An 18853-nucleotide genomic window follows, 5' to 3' on the forward strand; every position below is an offset into this window, starting at 1 on the left:
TGTTTTTTCATGTTTTTCTTTATCGCTTCGCACGGTAGCCAAATGCCTCCTCCGCAAGCTTCACCACCGCCGGATCCGCTTCCGGAAAGTGAAGCGGCACAAGCTTTTGGAGACGGTCAGCGACATAGGTGAGCGCCGCGATGCGTCCTGCCTTCCGATGATTATTGTCGATGACATGCCAAGGTGCATCTTTCCGGTCCGTCTTGCGAAACATGTCATGCATCGCGTCGAGATAATCGTCGCGCCGTGCTCGATTGCGATAATCGTCCGGTCCCGTTTTCCAGCGTTTCCAAGGGGTGTCGAGCCGCTGCGCCAGTTGTTGGTCCTGTGTTTCCTGCGTGATATGGACGAAGAGTTTCACGATATTGGTGCCGGCGTCGATCTGCTGCCGTTCGAAGGCGTTAATCTCCTCATAGGCGCGCTTCCAGTCGGCCTCGTCGCAATATCCCTCGACCCGTTCCACCAGAACCCGGCCATACCAGCTACGATCGAAGATCGCGATGTTGCGGCCCGCGGGCAGGCGCGTCCAGAAGCGCCAAAGATAATGATGATCGCGCTCTTCCTGCGACGGCGCGGAAATGGGATGCACCTGATAATAGCGCGGATCCCAATCGGCCGTCATCCGCTTGATGATCCCGCCCTTTCCCGCCGCATCCCATCCTTCCAGCAGGATGACGCTGCGCCGATTATGGACGATATGCGCCACCTGGATCTTGGCCAGCCGTTCCTGGAGGGCTGCCAGATCGGCGTCATAATCGCCCTTGTATTTCTTGCCCTTTTCATAGTCGGACAGGTCGATTGTCATGGGCGCGTCTCCTGCGTGTCCGTTTCCACGATTAGATCGCACGGCTGGCAGGAGAGCAAGGCCTTCAGCGCAGCGCGACGCGCGTATCGACCAGTCGAACGTCGTGCATCATGTTCAGATAGGCCTGAAGATAAAATTTGTGGGATGCCCCCACGATCACCAGCATGCGCTGCCCCGGCACCGCCCCCAATATATCACGGATGTTCGCCGCCATGCGCAGATTCCGTGTTTCCCAATAACCAGCGTAGTTTCGCCCATATCGCTGCGGCGAGGGTTCGTTCAAGGCTGCTCCAAAATCGCTGTCATAGATAATGCGCGCCTGGTCGGGCGCGTTATAGTTTCGATAGAGCGTGAGAACCCCCTCGCCCAAACCTATGCCTTTAGACAATGTCGCGTCCGCCGCCTTGCGCCGGTTGGTGGCGGGATTGTCCCATGCCTTCATGAGCGCTTCGCCAGCGGCCTTTTCTTCCTCGGCATTGCGATAGGCGCGATCGGCGCTATGATCATCTATCTGGGCCAGCCGCTCAAGCCCCAGCCGCGCGGCGAGCGGCGCCGCGATCAAAAACTCCTCATTGTGCCGTCCCCGCAGCATTTCCAGTCGCGCGACCAATGTCGCGTCGAGGCCGTCGCCCGCATGGCGCTCGGACGGCGGCAGCCTCAACCATTGGACCAGCGCCGACCCCTGATCGGCCGATGCGAGAAACAGCGCGGCAAGATGCCGACGATCGCCGGCTGTGGGATTCGCCGGCCAGTTTGCCAGCAGACGATCGACGTGGGCCGTGGCAGCCAGAACGTCCAGCCCGGTCGCCTGCCGGGCTGGTGCCGCGTCCCAGCAATAATCCTTCACCGTGTCGGCATAACGCGAGGGGAAACGGCGCAGCGCATCACATTGCAGTCCGGATAGGGATTCCACGGCAATTGCCTGCGGTTTCCATCCTGCCAGCCTGTCAAGCAGCGGATCGAGTTGCTTCGCCTCGAAACTCTCCGGCCAATTGGACAAATGTGGTGTACCCAACACCATCACCTCATTGGGTGGTCCGGCAACATCCTTGAGCGTGCCGGGATCGAAACCGGCGCCGGCCAGAAATGCGACAACCCATAAGGAGACCGGGGACATAAGGGACACTCCTGCTTGACCAAGCCGACCTTATCATAGTGTATTATTCAATCAATACAGCTTGACGTACATAGGGCAAAATGGCCCCCGTCGCGGGACGGGGGCCATTACTTGGTATCGGCTATCAAGGGAGATATTATGCCTTGGCCTGCGGCTCCACCACGCGGACATGGAGTTCGCGCAACTGCTTGAATTCCGCCGCGCTGGGCGCGCCCATCAGCAGGTCCTCGGCGCGCTGGTTCATCGGGAACAGCGTGATTTCGCGCAGATTTTGCGCGCCGCAGAGCAGCATCACGATGCGATCGACGCCGGCCGCCATGCCGCCATGGGGCGGCGCGCCATATTGGAAGGCGCGGTAGAGGCCGCCGAAGCGCTCCTCGACATCCGCCTTGCTGAGGCCCACCAGTTCGAACGCCTTGACCATGAGGTCAGGCGACTGGTTGCGGATCGAACCGGACGCAATTTCATAGCCGTTGCAGACCATATCATATTGATAGGCGTTGATCGTCAGAGGGTCCTGATTTTCCAGCGCGTCCAGGCCGCCCTGGGGCATCGAGAAGGGATTGTGCGCGAAGTCGATCGACTTCGTGTCCTCATCATATTCATAGAACGGGAAGTCGACGATCCAGCAAAGCTCGAACCGGTCCTTGTCGATGAGGTCAAGCTGTTCGCCGACACGGATGCGGGCGAGACCGGCGAGCTTGGCTGCCTGCGCTTCCTTGCCGGCGGCGAAGAAGACGCCGTCATTGGGGCCAAGGCCGAGCGCTTCGATCAGCTTCGCGGTCGCTTCGGGTCCATGATTTTTGGCGATCGGGCCGCCGGGGACGCCATCCTTGATGTTGATATAGCCAAGGCCCGAATAGCCTTCGCCGCGCGCCCACACATTCATGTCGTCGAAGAATTTGCGGCTGCCCGCGCCCGCGCCCGGTGCGGGAATCGCGCGGATGCGCGCGCCGCCATCGACCAGCGAAGCAAAAATTCCGAAGCCCGAGCCAACGAAATGGTCGGTCACGTCCTGGATGATGATAGGGTTGCGCAGGTCGGGCTTGTCGCTGCCATATTTCAGCATCGCCTCGGCGTGCGGGATGCGCGGGAAGCTGCCGGCCGGGGTGACGGGCTTGCCGTCGGAGAAGGCTTCGAACACCTGCGCGATGACCGGCTCCATCGTGTTCCAGACGTCTTCCTGGGTGACGAAGCTCATTTCGAGGTCAAGCTGATAGAATTCGCCGGGCAGGCGGTCGGCGCGCGGATCTTCGTCGCGGAAGCAGGGCGCGATCTGGAAATAGCGGTCGAAGCCCGCGACCATCAGCAGCTGCTTATATTGCTGCGGCGCTTGCGGAAGGGCGTAGAATTTGCCCGGATGGATGCGGCTGGGCACCAGAAAGTCACGCGCGCCTTCCGGGCTGCTCGCGGTCAGGATCGGCGTCGAATATTCGGTAAAGCCCGCGCCTTCCATGCGGCGGCGCATGTCGGAGATGATCTTCGTGCGCTTGACGATGTTGGCATGCAGCGTCTCACGCCGCAGGTCGAGGAAGCGATAGCGCAGGCGGATATCTTCGGGATAGTCCTGTTCGCCCGCGACTGGCAGCGGCAGGTCGGCAGCGGCAGACAGGACGGCCGCGTCCAGCGCTCGAATTTCGATCTCGCCGGTCGGCAGGTTGGGGTTCACCGCTTCCGTGGCGCGGGCGACGACCTTGCCGGTGACGGTGACGACGCTTTCGGCCCGCAGCCCCTCGATCACCTGAAAGACAGGGCCGTCCACTTCGGTCACGATCTGCACCATGCCATAATGATCGCGCAGGTCGATGAAGACCAGATCGCCATGATCGCGCTTCCGATGCACCCAGCCCGATACGCGGACCTCATTGCCGGCATCGGCGATGGTCAGGGCGCCGCAGGTGTGGGTGCGATAGGCGTGCATGGCGTTTTGATCTTTCAGAATCGTTTTACGGAAATGACAAATTGTTGCGGCCCGGCTATGGGCTTGCCTTGTCGACCTTTCGACCAGCCCGCCGGACGCGGGCCAGCCCATAATAAGATCGAAGACCATATGCAAATTCATCCGCTGATTACCGACAGCAAGACGCTTTCAGATTTTTGCGCCCGCATTGCGAATTCCTCCTATGTCGCCGTCGACACGGAATTCATGCGGGAAAATAGCTACTGGCCCGACCTCTGCCTGGTGCAGGTGGCCGATTCTCACGAGGCGGCGGCGATCGACCCCAAGGCGCCGGGCATCGACCTGACGCCGCTGCTCAACCTGCTCGTCGACAATGAGGACGTGCTCAAGGTCTTCCATGCCGGCGGCCAGGACATTGAAATCGTCCACAACCTGACCGGCAAGGCTCCCCATCCCATGTTCGACACCCAGATCGCGGCCATGGCGCTCGGCCTTGGCGAGCAGATCGGCTATGGCAATCTGGTCGATGCATGGCTGGGCGTTCAGCTCGACAAGGGCGCGCGCTTCACCGACTGGGCGCGGCGACCGCTCGACAAGCGGCAGATCGACTATGCGATCGGCGACGTCACCTATCTGATCAAAATCTTCCCAAAAATGCTGGAAGAGTTGAAGAAGACCGGGCGCGGCGACTGGCTGGACCAGGAAATGGAGCGGATCAGCAATCCGAGCAATTATGAGAATGATCCGGCGGATGCGTGGAAGCGCGTGCGCATCGCCAGCCGCAAGGCCGATGTGCTAGGCCGCCTCAAAGCGCTCGCCGCCTGGCGTGAGATGGAAGCGCAGGACAAGAATCTCCCGCGCGGTCGCATCGTAAAAGACGAGACGCTGGCCGATATCGCAAGCCATCCGCCGCGCGCCCAGGAGGATCTTGGCAAAGTGCGGGGCCTGTCCGCCACGTGGAAGACGAACGACATCGGCGCGCGGCTGATGAGCGCGATCAAGGCGTCCCAGCCACTGGACCGCGACGAAATGCCTGAACGCGACCCCAAGCGGCCGGGGCTGGGCAAGGACGGTGCGCTGGTCGCCGACCTGCTGAAACTGCTGCTCAAAATCCGGTCACGCGACATTGATGTGGCCGCGCGCCTGATCGCGCGCAGCGATGATATTGATGCGCTGGCGGCGGGCGTGCGCGAGGGCCTGTCGATCCTGGAAGGCTGGCGTTATGAACAATTTGGCCGCGACGCGGTTGATCTGGTCGAGGGGCGGCTTGCCTTTGCGGTCAAGGGCGGGCGGCTGAAAATGACGCGAACCGAATAGGAGACGAAGCGATGCGCTGGGCAATGACGGCATTATCTTTGGCCGGCCTGACCGGCTGTGCCGGCGCCAATGGCTCCGGCCCCCAAACGCCGCCGCCCGCGATGGCGGATGGCCCCTGCCGTGACGCAGGGCTGGACCGGTTCGTTGGACAGAAGGCAAGCGGCGACGTCGGCGCGCAATTGCTAGCTGCATCGGGCGCAAAGACGCTGCGCTGGGGCGCTCCGGGCATGGCCATGACGATGGATTTCCGTCCTGACCGGCTGACCGTCAGCTATGATGAAGCAATGATGATCACCACCGTTCGCTGCGGATAAGCACCCGCGTGACCAGCATCCTTCGATGACAGCCTCTGCCGATCTGGCCATTCGGATGGTCCGTGCCGCCTTCAACCGCGCTCTGGCCGAGGCGAATTTGAAGGCGATCGAGCCGTTGCTGGCACGCGACGTCGTGCTGGTGACGGGAACGGACAGCGCCGTGCTCATGGGCAAACGCGCGCAACTCGCCACCTGGAAGCGGGACTTCGCCGCATCGGACCGCTTGGTCTACACGCGCACGACCGAACGCGTCACAATTTCCGCGGTCGAGCCGATCGCGATGGAAGAAGGACGATGGTCCGGCGCATCCACCGAGGATGGGCGTATTCTGGCAGCTGGAAGCTATTGCGCGAAATGGCGCGAAATGTCGGGCTCCTGGCTGATCGAAGCGGAGATTTTCGTCACCCTGGCCTGACGCGCGCGATCACAGCTCAAGCCCGATCAGAGTTCCGCTGCCAATACGATCGACATGGCGCTTGCCGTCGATCTCCAGCCAGTCGGGTGTGACTTCCAGCCGCCGTCCCCGGATAGTCGTGCGCAAATGCTCTACCGCGATCCGGTTGCGCGCTACGATGCGCAGCACGCACAGGCCGTCACCCCGTGCGGCCATCATCGAATAGCGATCGCCACGCAGCAGGAAGTGCCAGCTTCCATCCAGCGGCTTCCATTCATTGCCGTCGATCACCTGCATCGCATCGCCGTCCGCATTGCCCAATCGGACGCTGATGCGTGTCGCGCCATTGGTCCGGCGCGGAGGCGCGAACATCAGGATCGCTTCGCCATCCAGCGTGATCGGAATGGGCGTATCACGAAGCAGGCGCGATCCGCCCACGATCAATTGAGGAAGTTCCGCGGAAAATGGCAGGCGATCCCGTGCGAAATGGCGCTGCCGCACGACCGGGTTGGCATGAAAACTATGCACCTGCGTCGGCGTCAGCCGACCTTCCTCCACCAAACCATGGCAAGTGGGGCAGAACAGCGTCACGCCGGGACTGTCGGGCAGCCGCAGATAGCGATAGATGGTGACGCCGCACCGGACGCAGGCGAAGCCGCAGGCCTGGCGGACGGTCGCGCGTTTCTCGGCCGTCAGGTCCGGCAAGGACGGCATCACTCGCAAGCCCACCATGGCGACACCCCTTCATTGCCCTGCCCGCCCAAATGCGGCCAAGGGTTCCTGACATGGCGTCCTCACGGTTGGAGCTCTGCCGGCTCCATGATGCTGCTATCGTTGAAATATATGCGCCCAAGTCAAGGGGCTGCGTGAAATAGTCTATCGCTGGGGCAACAGGTCCACGTTTCGCGACGCGGCGATCGCCCTTATCCGGTCCGGGTTCGGCATGTTCTTGATCGCGATTTCAGCATAGTCGCCGGCGCTGAAAAGTTCGACATGGCCCACACCAAAGATGCGCTGCCCGAGCGTCTGGGTTATCCGCACCGACCGGATGCTCGACAGCGCGATTTCCGTCCGCTGCTTGGACAACAGGCCCTTTTCCATCAGTACTTCGCGATCCGACAGCGCCAGTCGCTCGCCCTTGTGCAACACCCACCAGATCGCGATGGCGAGGATGCCGATTATCGATATGAGGAGCAGCACGAACAGCACGGGATGTGCCCGGAACATCGCAGGATGCTCGTCATATAGCCAGGTGTCGCTCATGCCGCCTCCCGCGAATGTTCGGTGTTTCACCATGAGGCCTGGCCATTCGTCAAGCGGCATGCTCACAGGCCCTTGCCTCATTTGGCGCTGTGCAAGCCTGTGTTCAGCCAAGCCATTACATTTTGCGACAAATTTGTCCGACATATGCCAGAATCTTGCGACAGATCTCGGCTAGATCGCCATGGAAGCTTCAATGATTTGTCCGGGGGTGTTCGTGCGTCGATCCGCATATCTGATCCTGTTGCCTTTGCTGACCGGCGCCGCGCCCGGCGCCCTGATAGCGCAGGAGGTCGATCAGCGGGCTGCCCCGCCGCAGGACGACGTGGACGAGGGCGAGGAAATCATCGTCACCGGGCAACCGGAACGGGGTGCGGTGATCGGCGATATCGAACCGGAGCAGAAATTGTCGTCCGCCGACGTAAGGGCGCTGGGCGTTACGTCGATCGCTGAACTTATCACCGAACTGGAGCCGCAGACCAACGGAACGCCGATCATCCTGCTGAACGGAAAGCGGATTTCCAGCTTTTCCGAGATTCGCGACATTCCGTCAGAGGCTGTCGCGCGGGTCGACATTTTGCCCGAACAGGTTGCCCTCTCCTACGGCTATGCGCCGACGCAGAAGGTCGTCAATGTCGTCCTGCGCCAGCGCTTCCGATCCGAGAAGGCAGAGGTGCAACTGGGAACGACGACAGAGGGCGGTCGGGACAATGGCGAGGTCGAGGCCGGGCTGCTGCGCATCCGGGGCGATAACCGCTTTTCGCTGGACCTGGAATATAGCCGCGCCGGGCGGCTGCTGGAGAGCGAGCGCGATATTATCACCACGCCGGCCCGTCGCCCCTATGCGCTGGGCGGCAATGTCACAGGGATTGCCGATGGGGCCGAGATCGACCCCGCCCTGTCGGCACTGGCCGGGCAGACCGTCACCGTTGCCGCCGCCCCGGCAAATGCCGCCAATGGCGCGCCGTCCCTGACGGACTTCGTCGCCGGCGCGAACATAGCTGCCATCACCGACCTGACCGCCTATCGGACGCTCAGCCCAGCGACGGAGAATTTTTCCGCGAACGCAACGTTGGCGCGGGCGCTGGGCGGCGTGTCGGCGACGATCAACGGCCGGTTGGCGCTATCGGAGAACGACACGCTTCAGGGGTTATCGACCGCTGCGCTGGGCCTGGCTGCCGGGTCGCCCTTTTCCCCCTTTGCGCAGGATGTGACCCTCTATCGCTATCTGGCCCAAGGCGGCGCGCTGGCGCAGCAGGTAAGGGGCACGACCGGCCATATCGGCGTAACACTCAACGGGCAGATCGGGCGCAAATGGCAATGGTCCTTCACCGGCAATGGAGACCTGTCGATCACCCGCACCCGGACTGATCGCGGCATTGATACCGATGCGATACAGACTGCGCTGAATGCCGGCGATCCTTCGGTCAATCCCTATGGCGATTTCGCTCCCGCGCTAATCGCCGCCCGGACCATCGACACGGCGCGCGCCAAAAGCCAGGCCGTAACCGGCGACCTGCTGGTGAGCGGGGCCTTGTTCCGCATGCCGGCCGGGGATGTCATGACATCCATCCGCTTTGGCGCGTCAGCAAATGGGTTTGAAAGCCGGTCGGTGCGATCGGGTATCGAGCGCAACACCGATTACAGCCGCGAAACCGGTAGCGGGCAAATCAGCGTCGACGTGCCGCTGACCAGTCGATCCAAAGGCATATTGGGCGGCGTCGGCGACATCGGAGTCAACCTGAACGTCGCGGCGCAACAGCTTTCGGACTTCGGCACCTTGTCCACTTTGGGCTATGGATTGCGCTGGCAACCGATAAGGGCGGTTCAGATACTGGCCTCCGCCAATCAGGATCGCGCCGCGCCGACGGGTGCGCAGATCACCGATCCGCTGATTTCCACGCCCAATGTCTCCGTGTTTGATTATGCCACCGGACAAAGCGTATTCGTGACGCAATTGTCGGGTGGCAACGCAGCGCTGAAAGAAAGCGTGCGCGATCAGTTTCGCCTGAACGCGCGCATAAAGCCGTTCGACAAGCCCAATCTGACGCTGACAGCGACCTATCTCAACAGCCGGACCAGCAACCCTATCGCCGCCTTTCCCACGCCCACGCCCGATTTGGAGGCCGCATTTCCGCAACGCTTCGTGCGCGACGAGGATGGCAGCCTGATCCAGGTGGACGCGCGGCCGATCAATTTCCTGCAATCGCGCAGCGAGCAGCTGCGGTGGGGCTTTGACCTGTCCGTGCCCTTGAAGTCGCATATCCAGAAGGTCATCGAGGCGTGGCGGGCCAACGGAGCACGGCCGGAGGATCGTCCGAAAGAGCTGGACGACATGCGCGCGGCCTATGGCGGCAGCCGGAGGCGGAGCGAAGGATCGCCAGACGGCGAACGCCGAAACACCGACGGCGAAAGAGACAGGTCGAACGATAGTGCCGGAAACGGCGATGGTGGGCAGGCGCGCGGCGATGGCGGCGGACCGAGGCGGGGCTTTGGCGGCGGCGGACGCGGGCGCGGCGGCGGTCAGGGCGGCGGACGGCTGAGCTTCAGCCTCTATCACACCTGGCATCTGGACGAGAGCATCCTGATCGCGCCTGGCGTGCCCGAGCTTGACCTGCTCAACGGCGACGCGACCGGATCATCGGGCGGGCAGCCCCGTCATGAGATCAAGGCGCGCGTGGGCTATTCCAACAACGGGATCGGCGCGCGGCTGGGGGTCGACTGGGAAAGCGGTACCCATGTCGATGGCGCGCTGGGCGGGAATTCACGGCTGGAGTTTGGCAGCCTGGCGACAGCGAACCTGCGCCTGTTCGCCAATCTGGGGCAGATGCCCGATCTGGTGAAATCCATGCCATTCCTAAAGGGGTCGCGCATTTCGTTGCGATTGGACAATGTCTTCAATCAGCGGCGCGAGGTGCGCGATGCGACAGGGATGACTCCACTGCGTTATCAGCAGGATTATCTTGATCCGCTCGGGCGGACCATTTCGATCCAGTTCCGCAAACTGTTCACGCCGGCTTTTGGCGGCGGGCGATAGCGTGACGAGGGGTAGGATGGGGGTAGGATGGCATCCGCGGTCCCACCGTGCCCCATGGCTGGCGGAAATGGCCTGATTGCGTTCTTTCCCCTATAGCCGATTCGCTATAGGGCGGGCCTATGACCAATATTTTTCTCGTGATGGGGGGCGGCGCGGTCGGCGCGGCACTGCGCTACCAGCTTGGCCGCCTGGCCGGGCATCTGACGCCGGGTGCGACTTGGCCCTGGGGCACCTTCGCCGCCAATCTGATCGGCGGCTTGGCCATGGGCCTGCTGGCCGGATGGCTGACGCGCGAAAGCGGTGCGACCGGGCCGCTTAACAGCGAATCGCTGCGCCTGCTGCTGGGCGTCGGCCTGCTGGGCGGTTTCACCACATTTTCCGCCTTCAGCCTGGAAACGATGCTGATGATAGACCGGGGCCAGGCACTCATGGCGATGGTGTATGCCCTGGCATCGGTTGGCGGCGCGGTATGCGCGCTGGGGCTGGGCCTGATGCTGACGCGGAGCGCTGGCGCATGAAGGGGCGTCCTCCTGGCAAAAGCGGCCCGCCTTCGCGCGGCGGCAAGGGTAATGGAGGCCGCACGCCGGACCGCAAGTCAGCGGCTCGCGGCAAGGCGCCAGGGGCGCGCACGCGCGATGGCGACAAACCTGCCTTCAAGCCCCGCGCGCCGGCAGCGGCGAAATCGGGCGCCGCCCGCAGCGCACCGCCCAAGCCCGCCGTCGCCAAGTCCGTTGCTGTAAAGCCCAATCCCGCCAAGGGCGTATCGCTCGACGTGCGGCAATATCGCGTGGCTGCGGACGATGATGGCATCCGGCTGGATCGCTGGTTCCAGCGGCATTTGCCCGATGTTGGCTTCAATCTGGTATCGCGCTGGTCGCGCACGGGGCAGTTGCGGGTCGATGGCGCGCGCGCCGCGCCGGGCGACCGCATCAGCGAAGGCCAGATGATCCGGGTGCCGCCGGCCGAACCGAAGCCCGACGCGGCCGACCGGCCCAAGCGCGCCCGCATCGTCGATCTGACACCCGACGAGATCAGCTACGCGCAGGACATGGTGATCCATCGCGATGCGCAAGCCATCGTCATCAACAAGCCGCCAGGCCTTGCGACGCAGGGCGGCACCAAGACGGACGAGCATGTCGACAAATTGCTCGACGCGCTGCTGTTCGACGCCGAATCCCGCCCGAAGCTGGTGCATCGGCTGGACAAGGACACATCGGGCGCGCTGTTGCTGGCGCGCACCAGCCGCGCCGCCGCCCATTTCGCCAAGGCCTTTTCCAGCCGCACCGCGCGTAAGGTCTATTGGGCACTGGTGATGGGCGTACCCTCGATCGAGGATGGCATGATCGAATTGCCGATCGCCAAGCAACCGGGAACCGGCGGTGAGAAAATGCATGTCGATGAGGAGGAAGGACTGCCCGCGCGGTCGCGCTATCGCGTGATCGAACGGGCGGGCAACCGCGCCGCCTGGGTCGAGTTGCAACCCTATACCGGACGCACGCATCAGTTGCGCGTGCACATGGCAGCGATCGGCCACCCGATCGTGGGTGACGGCAAATATGGCGGCAAGGACGCCTTCCTGTCTGGCACGATCAGCCGTAAGATGCATCTGCATGCGCGACGCATCCGGGTGGATCATCCCGATGGCGGGCGCGTCGACATGACGGCGGAACTGCCCACCCATTTCGCCAACAGCCTGCACGAACTGGGGTTCGATCTGACGCTGGGCGACATGCCGCTGGACGACGAGATCGACCGGACGCCCACGCGCGAGGATGAAAAGAAAGCCGCGCGCCAGCACGCCAAACAATATCGCAAGGGACGCAAGGGCGAACGGCGCGCCCGCGGCAGCGCGCGCAAGGCGTGAGACAGCGCGCATGACCAATCGCCTGGCCGTGTTCGATTGTGACGGAACGCTGGTCGACAGCCAGCATAATATCTGCGCCGCCATGACCCGTGCGTTCGAGGCGGTGCAGATCATGCCGCCAGAACGGCTGGCGATCCTGGCGGTGGTCGGGCTGTCGTTGCCGGTCGCGATGGCGCGTCTGCTGCCGGAGGCGGAGAGCGATTTCCACGACCATCTGGCCGAGCATTACAAACAGGCCTTCCGGTCGCTGCGGCAGGACAATGCTGTGTCGGAACCGCTTTATCCCGGCATTGCCGACCTGGTCACGGAACTGGATGCGGCGGGTTGGCTGCTGGGCGTGGCGACAGGCAAGTCCGATCGGGGCCTCAATCTCTGCCTCACGCATCATGGCATCATTGACCGATTCGTGACGCTCCAGACCGCCGACCGTCACCCGTCCAAGCCCCATCCGTCTATGCTGCTGACGGCGATGGCAGAAGCAGGCGCGGCACCCGAGACAACAGTCATGATCGGCGACACGAGTTTCGACATCGATATGGGGCTGGCGGCCGGCGCGCGCGCGATCGGCGTCGCATGGGGCTATCATCCGCCGCAGGAACTGACAGCGGCGGGCGCGCATGGCATAGCCATGGACAGCGCAGACCTGCGCCGCCATATCGGCGCGCCATGAACGACAGCCCCCCTCCCCCACCCGTTGATCCAGAAAAGGTCGCGCGGCAGCGCTATTTCGCCATCGGCCTGTTCCGTCTGTCCGGCGCCTTCATCGTCATGTTCGGCTTCCTGGCGATCATGCAGCGATTTTCCTGGGTGCAGGGCGGCAAGGCCAAGGCGTTCGGGACCATCATGGTGCTGACCGGCTTGTTCCAGTTCGTCGTGGTGCCCCGCTTATTACTGGCGCTGTTTCGCAAGAGGCCGCCGCAATGAAGCGCTTTTACAAGGATGTGGCCATCGTCGCGGGCAGCGAAGGCTTTGCCATCGAACTGGATGGCCGGGCGATGCGCACGCCCGCGCGCGCCTTGCTGGCGCTGCCGACCCGGAACCTGGCCGAGGCCGTCGCGGCCGAATGGCGGGCGCAGGAGGGCGAAATCGATCCGGCGGCGATGATCTTCACCGGCCTGTCGAACGCAGCCATCGATCACATCGCGCCCAATCCGGGGACGTTCGCAGCCGGCATCGCCCGCTATGCTCAGAGCGACCTGCTCTGCTATCGCGCGGACGGCCCTGACGCGCTCGTGGACCGGCAGGCGGCGGCATGGGACCCACTGTTGGACTGGGCGGTCAGCCGCTATGATGCGCCTCTGGTCGTGACCCAGGGTGTCATCCCAGTGTCGCAGCCCGAGGACAGCCTCGCGCGCCTGGAGGCGGCCGTGCGAACGCATGATCCTTTCATGCTCGCAGGATTGTCGACGCTCGTAACGCTGAGCGGATCGCTGATATGCGGGCTGGCGATCGCCGAGGGCGGATATGATCCCACAACAATCTGGCAAGCCGTGCAAGTCGACGAACAATGGCAGAGCGAACAATGGGGGGAAGATTCAGAGGCAGCGGCGCGGAACCTGCTGCGCGCCCGCGAGTTTTCCACAGCCGGAGCGTTTTGCACGATGAGCCGAGTTTAAGGGACTCGGAACCGGGCTATTGCTTCGTTCATTGAAGGAGTTGAGACGCGCGGAAATCGCGCTGGATCGATTGTTTCGATGCAACCAGTTCAAGGAGACCCTGACATTGGCCCGATATGCCAAATTCGCCTATCTGATGTTCGCCGCGCCGCTTGCCCTGGCCGCGCCCGCCATGGCGCAGCAGACGCCTGCTGCTTCGACCAGTCCGGCAGCTCCAGTCACTCCGGCTACCCCCGCCGATCCGGCAGCGCCTGCTGACGCCACCGCAATGCCCGCCGATGGCGCCACCACACCCGCGCCGGCCACAACGGCACGCGAGATGACACCGGACGAGATTGCCGCTTTCAATCAGGCCGTGACCGACTTCACGGCTGGCCAGAGCGCTCAGCAGGCCGGCGACAATGCCGGTGCCGTGGCGAAATATGACGCGGCGATCCCAGCCATCCGTACCGCGGTTGAGGCTGATCCCAGCAAGATCGACAATGTGAACTTCCTGGCCAATGCGCTATACGCAGACGCCGCCGCCTATGGCGCGATGGGGCAGATGGACAAGGTGGTATCGCTGTACGACGAAGCCCTGCCCTACTGGCGCAAGGTCGTGGAAGCCAAGCCCGAGGATACGGCCAGTCGCAATATTCTGGCCGGCATGCTGATCCAGATGGGCAACCAGAAGCTGGCGGCGCAGGACACGGATGGCGCTGATCCCTATTATCAGGAGGCGCTGACGCTGGCCCGCAAGTCCGCCGCCGCCCAACCGGCCGACGCGGTGAGCAAGAATATCCTTCTGTCCGCACTGATCGGCGCCAGCCAGACGACGACGGAAGAAGGTCTGCGCGATGAAGCGTTGAACATGGGCAAGGCGATGATGGCCGACGGCACGATTGACGCGACAAATCGCCCTTCGATCGAAATCATGACCGGCGCGAAAGCCAGCTGAATGACGGGCCGGGATCAGGCATGGACACGCCCGATCCCGGCAAATCGCGTCATCCCTGATCCTGATAAGCCATTTGCAATACGCCCCAGTGGCGTCCGCAAATGTGGATGGATGCAATGACCTGTTTCAACAGGATGATGGCGCCTTCGGCAGTCGGGCGGCGATAGGCCTTGATGCAAAAGGGTTGCGTCGTACGGCATTGCTCACGCGTATCGGGGAAATCAAAAATCAGCCCCTGACGCGAATGTTCGGCATTCCAGACTGACTGCCCCGGGCGTTGGGGATATGCGCGCTCCGGCATGGCGACCGCGCCAAAGGCATTGCGGTCCGTGAAGGTCATGCCGAACAGGCCCGTATAGGTCTTTGCCATTTCCTGGCGCACGCGGGCTGCCGGAACCATGATTGCTTGTACGGGATGGGTATATTGTTCAGGATCCGTGCCGGATATCGGCACATAGTCTTCGCTGAAAACGTCCGCTTCGGTGATATGCCCCTGAGCGATCGCCTGTTCGACCGCATCGGCCACGGCCTGGGCTGATTCGAGGCTGAACCGTATATAGGGCGAATCGGGAATATCGACGCCGCTTTCGGCCAGATATTGCAGCAGCAGATTGGTGTCTTCGCTGGCGCTGGTGATGCGGCGGGACAGACGCTGCAAACCACCGGCATTGTCGCTGGACGTGCTGGCCAAGGCTGACAGCCCGGCCCGGATTTCCCCCGCAGAACCCACCATCGATCCGATGCGTTGCGCAACCGTTTCGCTATTGCTCGACAGATCCAGCATCAGCGCGGCGAGGCGTTCGACCAGCGCTTCGATATTGCGCGTATCGGACTGGGCGGTCCGGGCCGTCTGGGCACCGCGCGAAATGCTGTCCAACATGCCGTCCGCCTCACCGGTCAGCGCAGCTATCGATCGTTCGATCGTCTGGGTCGCCGCTCCGGTTTCCTGGGCGAGCTTCTTCACCTCCGCCGCGACTACGGCGAAACCTCGCCCGGCGTCGCCAGCGCGGGCGGCTTCGATCGTGGCGTTGAGCGCAAGAAGATTGGTCTGGCTGGCGATGCCGCTGATGACGCTGGTGACATGGGCGACGGTTTTGAGCGCTTCACCAAAGCCGTCGAGCCGCGCATGGATACGGCTGACCTGCTCGATCAGGTCCACGAAATTCATGTTGGCTGCCGACAGCTGCCGCCCGGAATCATCAATGATCGAGCGGGCAGCAATAGCCTTTTCGCGGGCATCCTGTCCGGCAAGCGACACGCGTTCGCCATCCTGCGAAAGCTGGGCAGCGGCAGAGCTGATGGCTTCAATCGTGCATGCCTGCTGCGTCACGCGTGTGGCCAGTTCGCCGATATCGGCCTGAAGATCGAGCGTGCGGATTCCAAGGTCGCCAGATAATTTGGCGACCTTCATCACCGCGCGCGCGACATTGTCTGAATGCGTGTCCCTCATCACCATGTAGCCTTATGCTGGCATAGTAAATTATCGGTTAGCGCCACTTGCTTACCCTCTAGAGTGTCCCCGCGAGCGCGAGAATGACGCCTGCCGCGACAAGAATGAGACCAGCCAATTCGCTGCGACGCATGGTTTCGCGCAGGTAGAAATGTCCGAACGCCATGGTGAATGCCACCTCCACCTGACCCACGATTCGCACGAGCGCGACGGGAGCGGTGGCAAAGCCGGTAAACCAGCAGGCCGAACCCAAGGCCGACAGAAGGCCGACCTGGCCGGACACGCGCCAGCTGCTCAAGACCCTGCGCATTTCGGCCGGCTCCCGCCACAATAGCCAGCCGCCCTGCATCACAGTCTGCAACGGGACCGTGACCGCCAACACGATCAAGGCGGCAAATACCGGAGTGTCGGTGTCCACACCCTGCGTCGCGCGGCGGATGCCGATCGCCGTGAGCGCAAAGAAAAAGCCGGAGGCGATGCCCGTGACTGCGGCTGGCTGACCCAAGGCGCGCACAAAATCCCATAGGCCCAATTTGCGACCGCCGGTCGACAGCAGCATGACGCCCGCGACCCCGCAAGCGATCCCCGCCCAACTAAGCGGGGGCAGCGTTTCCCCCAGAAGAAAGAAAGACAAAACAGCGCCTTGGGCGGCTTCCGTTTTGGAATAGGCTGTGCCGACCACGAAATTGCGATACCGGAACGCACTGATCAGCAAATTGGTCGCGATGATCTGCGCCAGGCCACCAGCGCCGCAGAACAGCAGAAAATCCGCATTCAGCCGCGGCCAGGGGGTAGGAAAGACGACCAGATACAGTGCCAGCAGCGCCGTCATGAAGGGCATGCCGTAAAGATAGCGGACAAGGCCCGCCCCGTTCAGGGAGAGGCTTTCGCTCACCCGGCGCTGAACCGCCGTGCGCCACGCCTGAAGCGCGCCGGCGACCAAGGTAGCCGGCAGCCAGATGGGTGAACTGAACATGCCGCGTCCTATAACGGGGACACGCGCCCCGTCATCCCATCATCGCAACGAAGGTGAAGAAGAGCGATAACGATATGCAGGCAAAACCATAGAGCAGCGGCAAACGCAGAAGCGTGCTTGTTCGCGACAAATGGTAGGCATCCTTGAATTGCCGGTACATATGCCACGCCGCGAACAGCAGCAGCCCGGTCGTCACAATTCCGCTGGTCACATGCAGCGCCGTCAATATCATCGACAAGGAGAACAGCAGCGACATAAAAGCAATGGAATAGGTCACGTAAATGGCGTGATCATATATTTTATAGCGGCGGCTGAAGGGAAAGAGCAGCCACATGAACGGCAGTGAGATCAGGATCAGCGCCCAGGAAAATTTATAGGCGTTGGCCTTTAGCTTGTAGTAAGCGAGTTCGGGATTTTTTGCGGCGGCGTTGATGGTTTTTCCCACTGTTTTCGCGACGCCGCCATTGACGCCGTCGGAGGTCAGGGAGTTGGCGATATTGCCGGCCAGCGTCAATCCTCCCCGGTCCTCCCGCGCATCCTCCAATGCGCTGGCCAGTGCCTTGCGCCGTTCGCTCGACAGATTGGGCTTGGCCAGGTCTGCCTCCAGCGCGCGAATGCGGGCGTCAGCCTTTGCCTGTTCCTGGGTGAGTTCGGCCCGGGCGGCTGCATTCATCTGCACGCCCTTGCCTTCGCCTTCCGGCCCGTGATGGCTGGTCAGCGAAAAGACCGCATACATCAGGAAGGCACTGAACAAAAACAGCGCGAAAGGCGACACGAACTTCGCCCGCTCCCCATGCACATAACGCCGTGTCAGCTTGCCTGGCCGCAGCGCGAGTTCGGGCAGCGTCGTGAATATCTTGCCTTCCAGATGCAGCACGCCATGCAAAAGGTCATGCCCGATCGCGGCGAAGCTGCGATGCATATGCGCCGCCTGGCCGCATTGCGCACAGTAAGGCCCGCCAAGCGGCGCGCCGCAGTTCAGACAATCGCCATGGCCGGCCTGGTGCGCCTCCCCATGGGCGGGCTCGACAGCCCGCGCCAGCATCGCCCCGGTGACCGCGTCACCTGTCGCCTCGATTCCCCCGTTCATACCGGCAGACTATCAGCGGTGTATCACCAACGCCAGACAGCGAATAAGCGCCTTACGATGTTGTCGGATCAGGCTGCGCCAAGCTTGCCCGAATACAGCAGCCGGCCCTGCCCCAGCAGTCCCAGCACCTGTGGCACCAAATGCGGCGCGACGGCAAAGCAGCCTTCGCTGCGGCCGCATTTGCCCCAGGTCGCCACATGATCTTCCGTCACATAATCCGCGCCATGAACGACGATGGCGCGCGCTTCGGCATTGTTGTTCTGGGGATCAAGCCCGGCAAGACGCATCGACCGCCCATGCTGGCCGACATATTCCGCCTCCGTGCGGAACGCCCCCCGGCAACTGGCGAGGGAATTGAATTCGTTGGAGAAGCTATGCAGCCAGCCGGAATGGCCAGGGTCCGATCCCCGCCCGTGCGACACGAGATAACTATTTGCCTGCCCGCTCACCAGGTCGACGATATGCATCCGCATGTCCTTCGACGGGGCGTCGAAATCGACGATGCCGACACGGTCACGCAGAGGGAAGGCCGAGCCATGCTGGTCCAGCGCGGCGCGCGCGCGATCCAGCAGCGCAGCATAGCGCGGCGTCGGCCTGGCAGGCGCAGCCGCGACAGGAGGAACCGGAGACGGCGCAGCGGGTTGAGGCATGACGGGCGGCGCGGCACGGCCCATGCTGTCCGACAGAAACGAAAAAGCGAGCCCGCTCAAAGCGAACTTCGTAAAATTGCGGCGATCCATGGCCGCTCTTATAGCAAAAGACGCGCGCCGATTGAA

General features: G+C 62.7%; 19 protein-coding genes. 10 read left to right on the forward strand and 9 right to left on the reverse strand.

Translation table 11 applies throughout. From position 1 onward, the window contains the following. Positions 1–19: 19 nt before the first annotated feature. From LL253_RS02465 to aspS, 3 genes are all read right to left on the reverse strand, one after another. Positions 20–805 (reverse strand): polyphosphate kinase 2 family protein, encoded by a 786-nt coding sequence (locus tag LL253_RS02465; protein WP_228226049.1) that lies wholly within the window; start codon positions 803–805, stop codon positions 20–22. A 64-nt stretch (positions 806–869) separates the two neighbouring features. After that, positions 870–1922, reverse strand: a complete 1053-nt coding sequence (locus LL253_RS02470; RefSeq protein WP_228226050.1) for a DUF5694 domain-containing protein — start codon at positions 1920–1922, stop codon at positions 870–872. A 136-nt stretch (positions 1923–2058) separates the two neighbouring features. Beyond that, positions 2059–3843, reverse strand: a complete 1785-nt coding sequence (gene aspS, locus LL253_RS02475; protein ID WP_228226051.1) for an aspartate--tRNA ligase — start codon at positions 3841–3843, stop codon at positions 2059–2061. A gap of 129 nt (positions 3844–3972) precedes the next feature. Here aspS and rnd point away from each other — a divergent pair, with 129 nt between their 5' ends. From rnd to LL253_RS02490, 3 genes are read left to right on the forward strand one after another with little or no spacing between them, the layout of a single operon-like run. Beyond that, positions 3973–5139 carry a ribonuclease D gene (gene rnd, locus LL253_RS02480; protein ID WP_228226052.1) on the forward strand — a complete coding sequence of 389 codons (1167 nt, stop codon included), beginning with the start codon at positions 3973–3975 and terminating at the stop codon, positions 5137–5139. Between the two features lie 11 nt (positions 5140–5150). Next, the gene (locus tag LL253_RS02485; RefSeq protein WP_228221586.1) at positions 5151–5453 is read left to right on the forward strand and encodes an I78 family peptidase inhibitor; all 303 of its coding nucleotides are present in this window, start codon (positions 5151–5153) and stop codon (positions 5451–5453) included. 25 nt (positions 5454–5478) lie between these two features. Next, the gene (locus tag LL253_RS02490) at positions 5479–5868 is read left to right on the forward strand and encodes a DUF4440 domain-containing protein (protein ID WP_228226053.1); all 390 of its coding nucleotides are present in this window, start codon (positions 5479–5481) and stop codon (positions 5866–5868) included. A 9-nt stretch (positions 5869–5877) separates the two neighbouring features. Here the strand turns inward: LL253_RS02490 and LL253_RS02495 are convergent, their stop codons facing one another. Continuing rightward, positions 5878–6579, reverse strand: a complete 702-nt coding sequence (locus LL253_RS02495; RefSeq protein WP_228226054.1) for a hypothetical protein — start codon at positions 6577–6579, stop codon at positions 5878–5880. A gap of 144 nt (positions 6580–6723) precedes the next feature. Continuing rightward, positions 6724–7110 carry a PH domain-containing protein gene (locus tag LL253_RS02500; RefSeq protein WP_037542456.1) on the reverse strand — a complete coding sequence of 129 codons (387 nt, stop codon included), beginning with the start codon at positions 7108–7110 and terminating at the stop codon, positions 6724–6726. A gap of 214 nt (positions 7111–7324) precedes the next feature. Here LL253_RS02500 and LL253_RS02505 point away from each other — a divergent pair, with 214 nt between their 5' ends. From LL253_RS02505 to LL253_RS02535, 7 genes are all read left to right on the forward strand, one after another. Beyond that, a complete protein-coding gene (locus LL253_RS02505) occupies positions 7325–10144 on the forward strand; it encodes a TonB-dependent receptor (protein ID WP_228226055.1) in 2820 nt (939 codons plus the stop codon). A 119-nt stretch (positions 10145–10263) separates the two neighbouring features. Then, positions 10264–10662 (forward strand): fluoride efflux transporter CrcB, encoded by a 399-nt coding sequence (crcB, locus tag LL253_RS02510; protein ID WP_009820686.1) that lies wholly within the window; start codon positions 10264–10266, stop codon positions 10660–10662. Next, entirely contained in the window at positions 10659–12008 is a 1350-nt protein-coding gene (locus tag LL253_RS02515) for an RluA family pseudouridine synthase (protein WP_228226056.1), read from the forward strand. The genes crcB and LL253_RS02515 overlap by 4 nt, the downstream gene beginning before the upstream one ends. Before the next feature lie 10 nt (positions 12009–12018). Continuing rightward, entirely contained in the window at positions 12019–12678 is a 660-nt protein-coding gene (locus tag LL253_RS02520; RefSeq protein WP_037542018.1) for an HAD-IA family hydrolase, read from the forward strand. Further along, entirely contained in the window at positions 12675–12932 is a 258-nt protein-coding gene (locus tag LL253_RS02525; protein WP_228226057.1) for a hypothetical protein, read from the forward strand. The genes LL253_RS02520 and LL253_RS02525 overlap by 4 nt, the downstream gene beginning before the upstream one ends. Beyond that, the gene (locus LL253_RS02530) at positions 12929–13624 is read left to right on the forward strand and encodes an ATP12 family chaperone protein (RefSeq protein WP_228226058.1); all 696 of its coding nucleotides are present in this window, start codon (positions 12929–12931) and stop codon (positions 13622–13624) included. The genes LL253_RS02525 and LL253_RS02530 overlap by 4 nt, the downstream gene beginning before the upstream one ends. Positions 13625–13730: 106 nt before the next feature. Next, positions 13731–14561: a hypothetical protein gene (locus LL253_RS02535; protein ID WP_228226059.1), complete on the forward strand. Its 831-nt coding sequence runs from the start codon at positions 13731–13733 to the stop codon at positions 14559–14561. 49 nt (positions 14562–14610) lie between these two features. On the opposite strand, the gene LL253_RS02540 is transcribed toward LL253_RS02535, so the two are convergent. From LL253_RS02540 to LL253_RS02555, 4 genes are all read right to left on the reverse strand, one after another. Beyond that, a complete protein-coding gene (locus tag LL253_RS02540) occupies positions 14611–15972 on the reverse strand; it encodes a methyl-accepting chemotaxis protein (protein WP_037542451.1) in 1362 nt (453 codons plus the stop codon). A 97-nt stretch (positions 15973–16069) separates the two neighbouring features. Further along, on the reverse strand, positions 16070–16987 hold the full coding sequence (locus tag LL253_RS02545) for a DMT family transporter (protein WP_228226060.1): 918 nt from the start codon (positions 16985–16987) through the stop codon (positions 16070–16072). A gap of 31 nt (positions 16988–17018) precedes the next feature. Then, positions 17019–18077, reverse strand: coding sequence for a DUF3667 domain-containing protein (locus tag LL253_RS02550; protein WP_228226061.1), 1059 nt, complete (start codon positions 18075–18077; stop codon positions 17019–17021). Positions 18078–18145: 68 nt separating this feature from the next. Next, positions 18146–18817: a murein L,D-transpeptidase catalytic domain-containing protein gene (locus LL253_RS02555; protein ID WP_009820677.1), complete on the reverse strand. Its 672-nt coding sequence runs from the start codon at positions 18815–18817 to the stop codon at positions 18146–18148. Positions 18818–18853 lie beyond the last annotated feature (36 nt).

The organism is Sphingobium soli (genome assembly GCF_020782245.1).
In the GTDB taxonomy this organism is placed as follows: domain Bacteria; phylum Pseudomonadota; class Alphaproteobacteria; order Sphingomonadales; family Sphingomonadaceae; genus Sphingobium; species Sphingobium soli.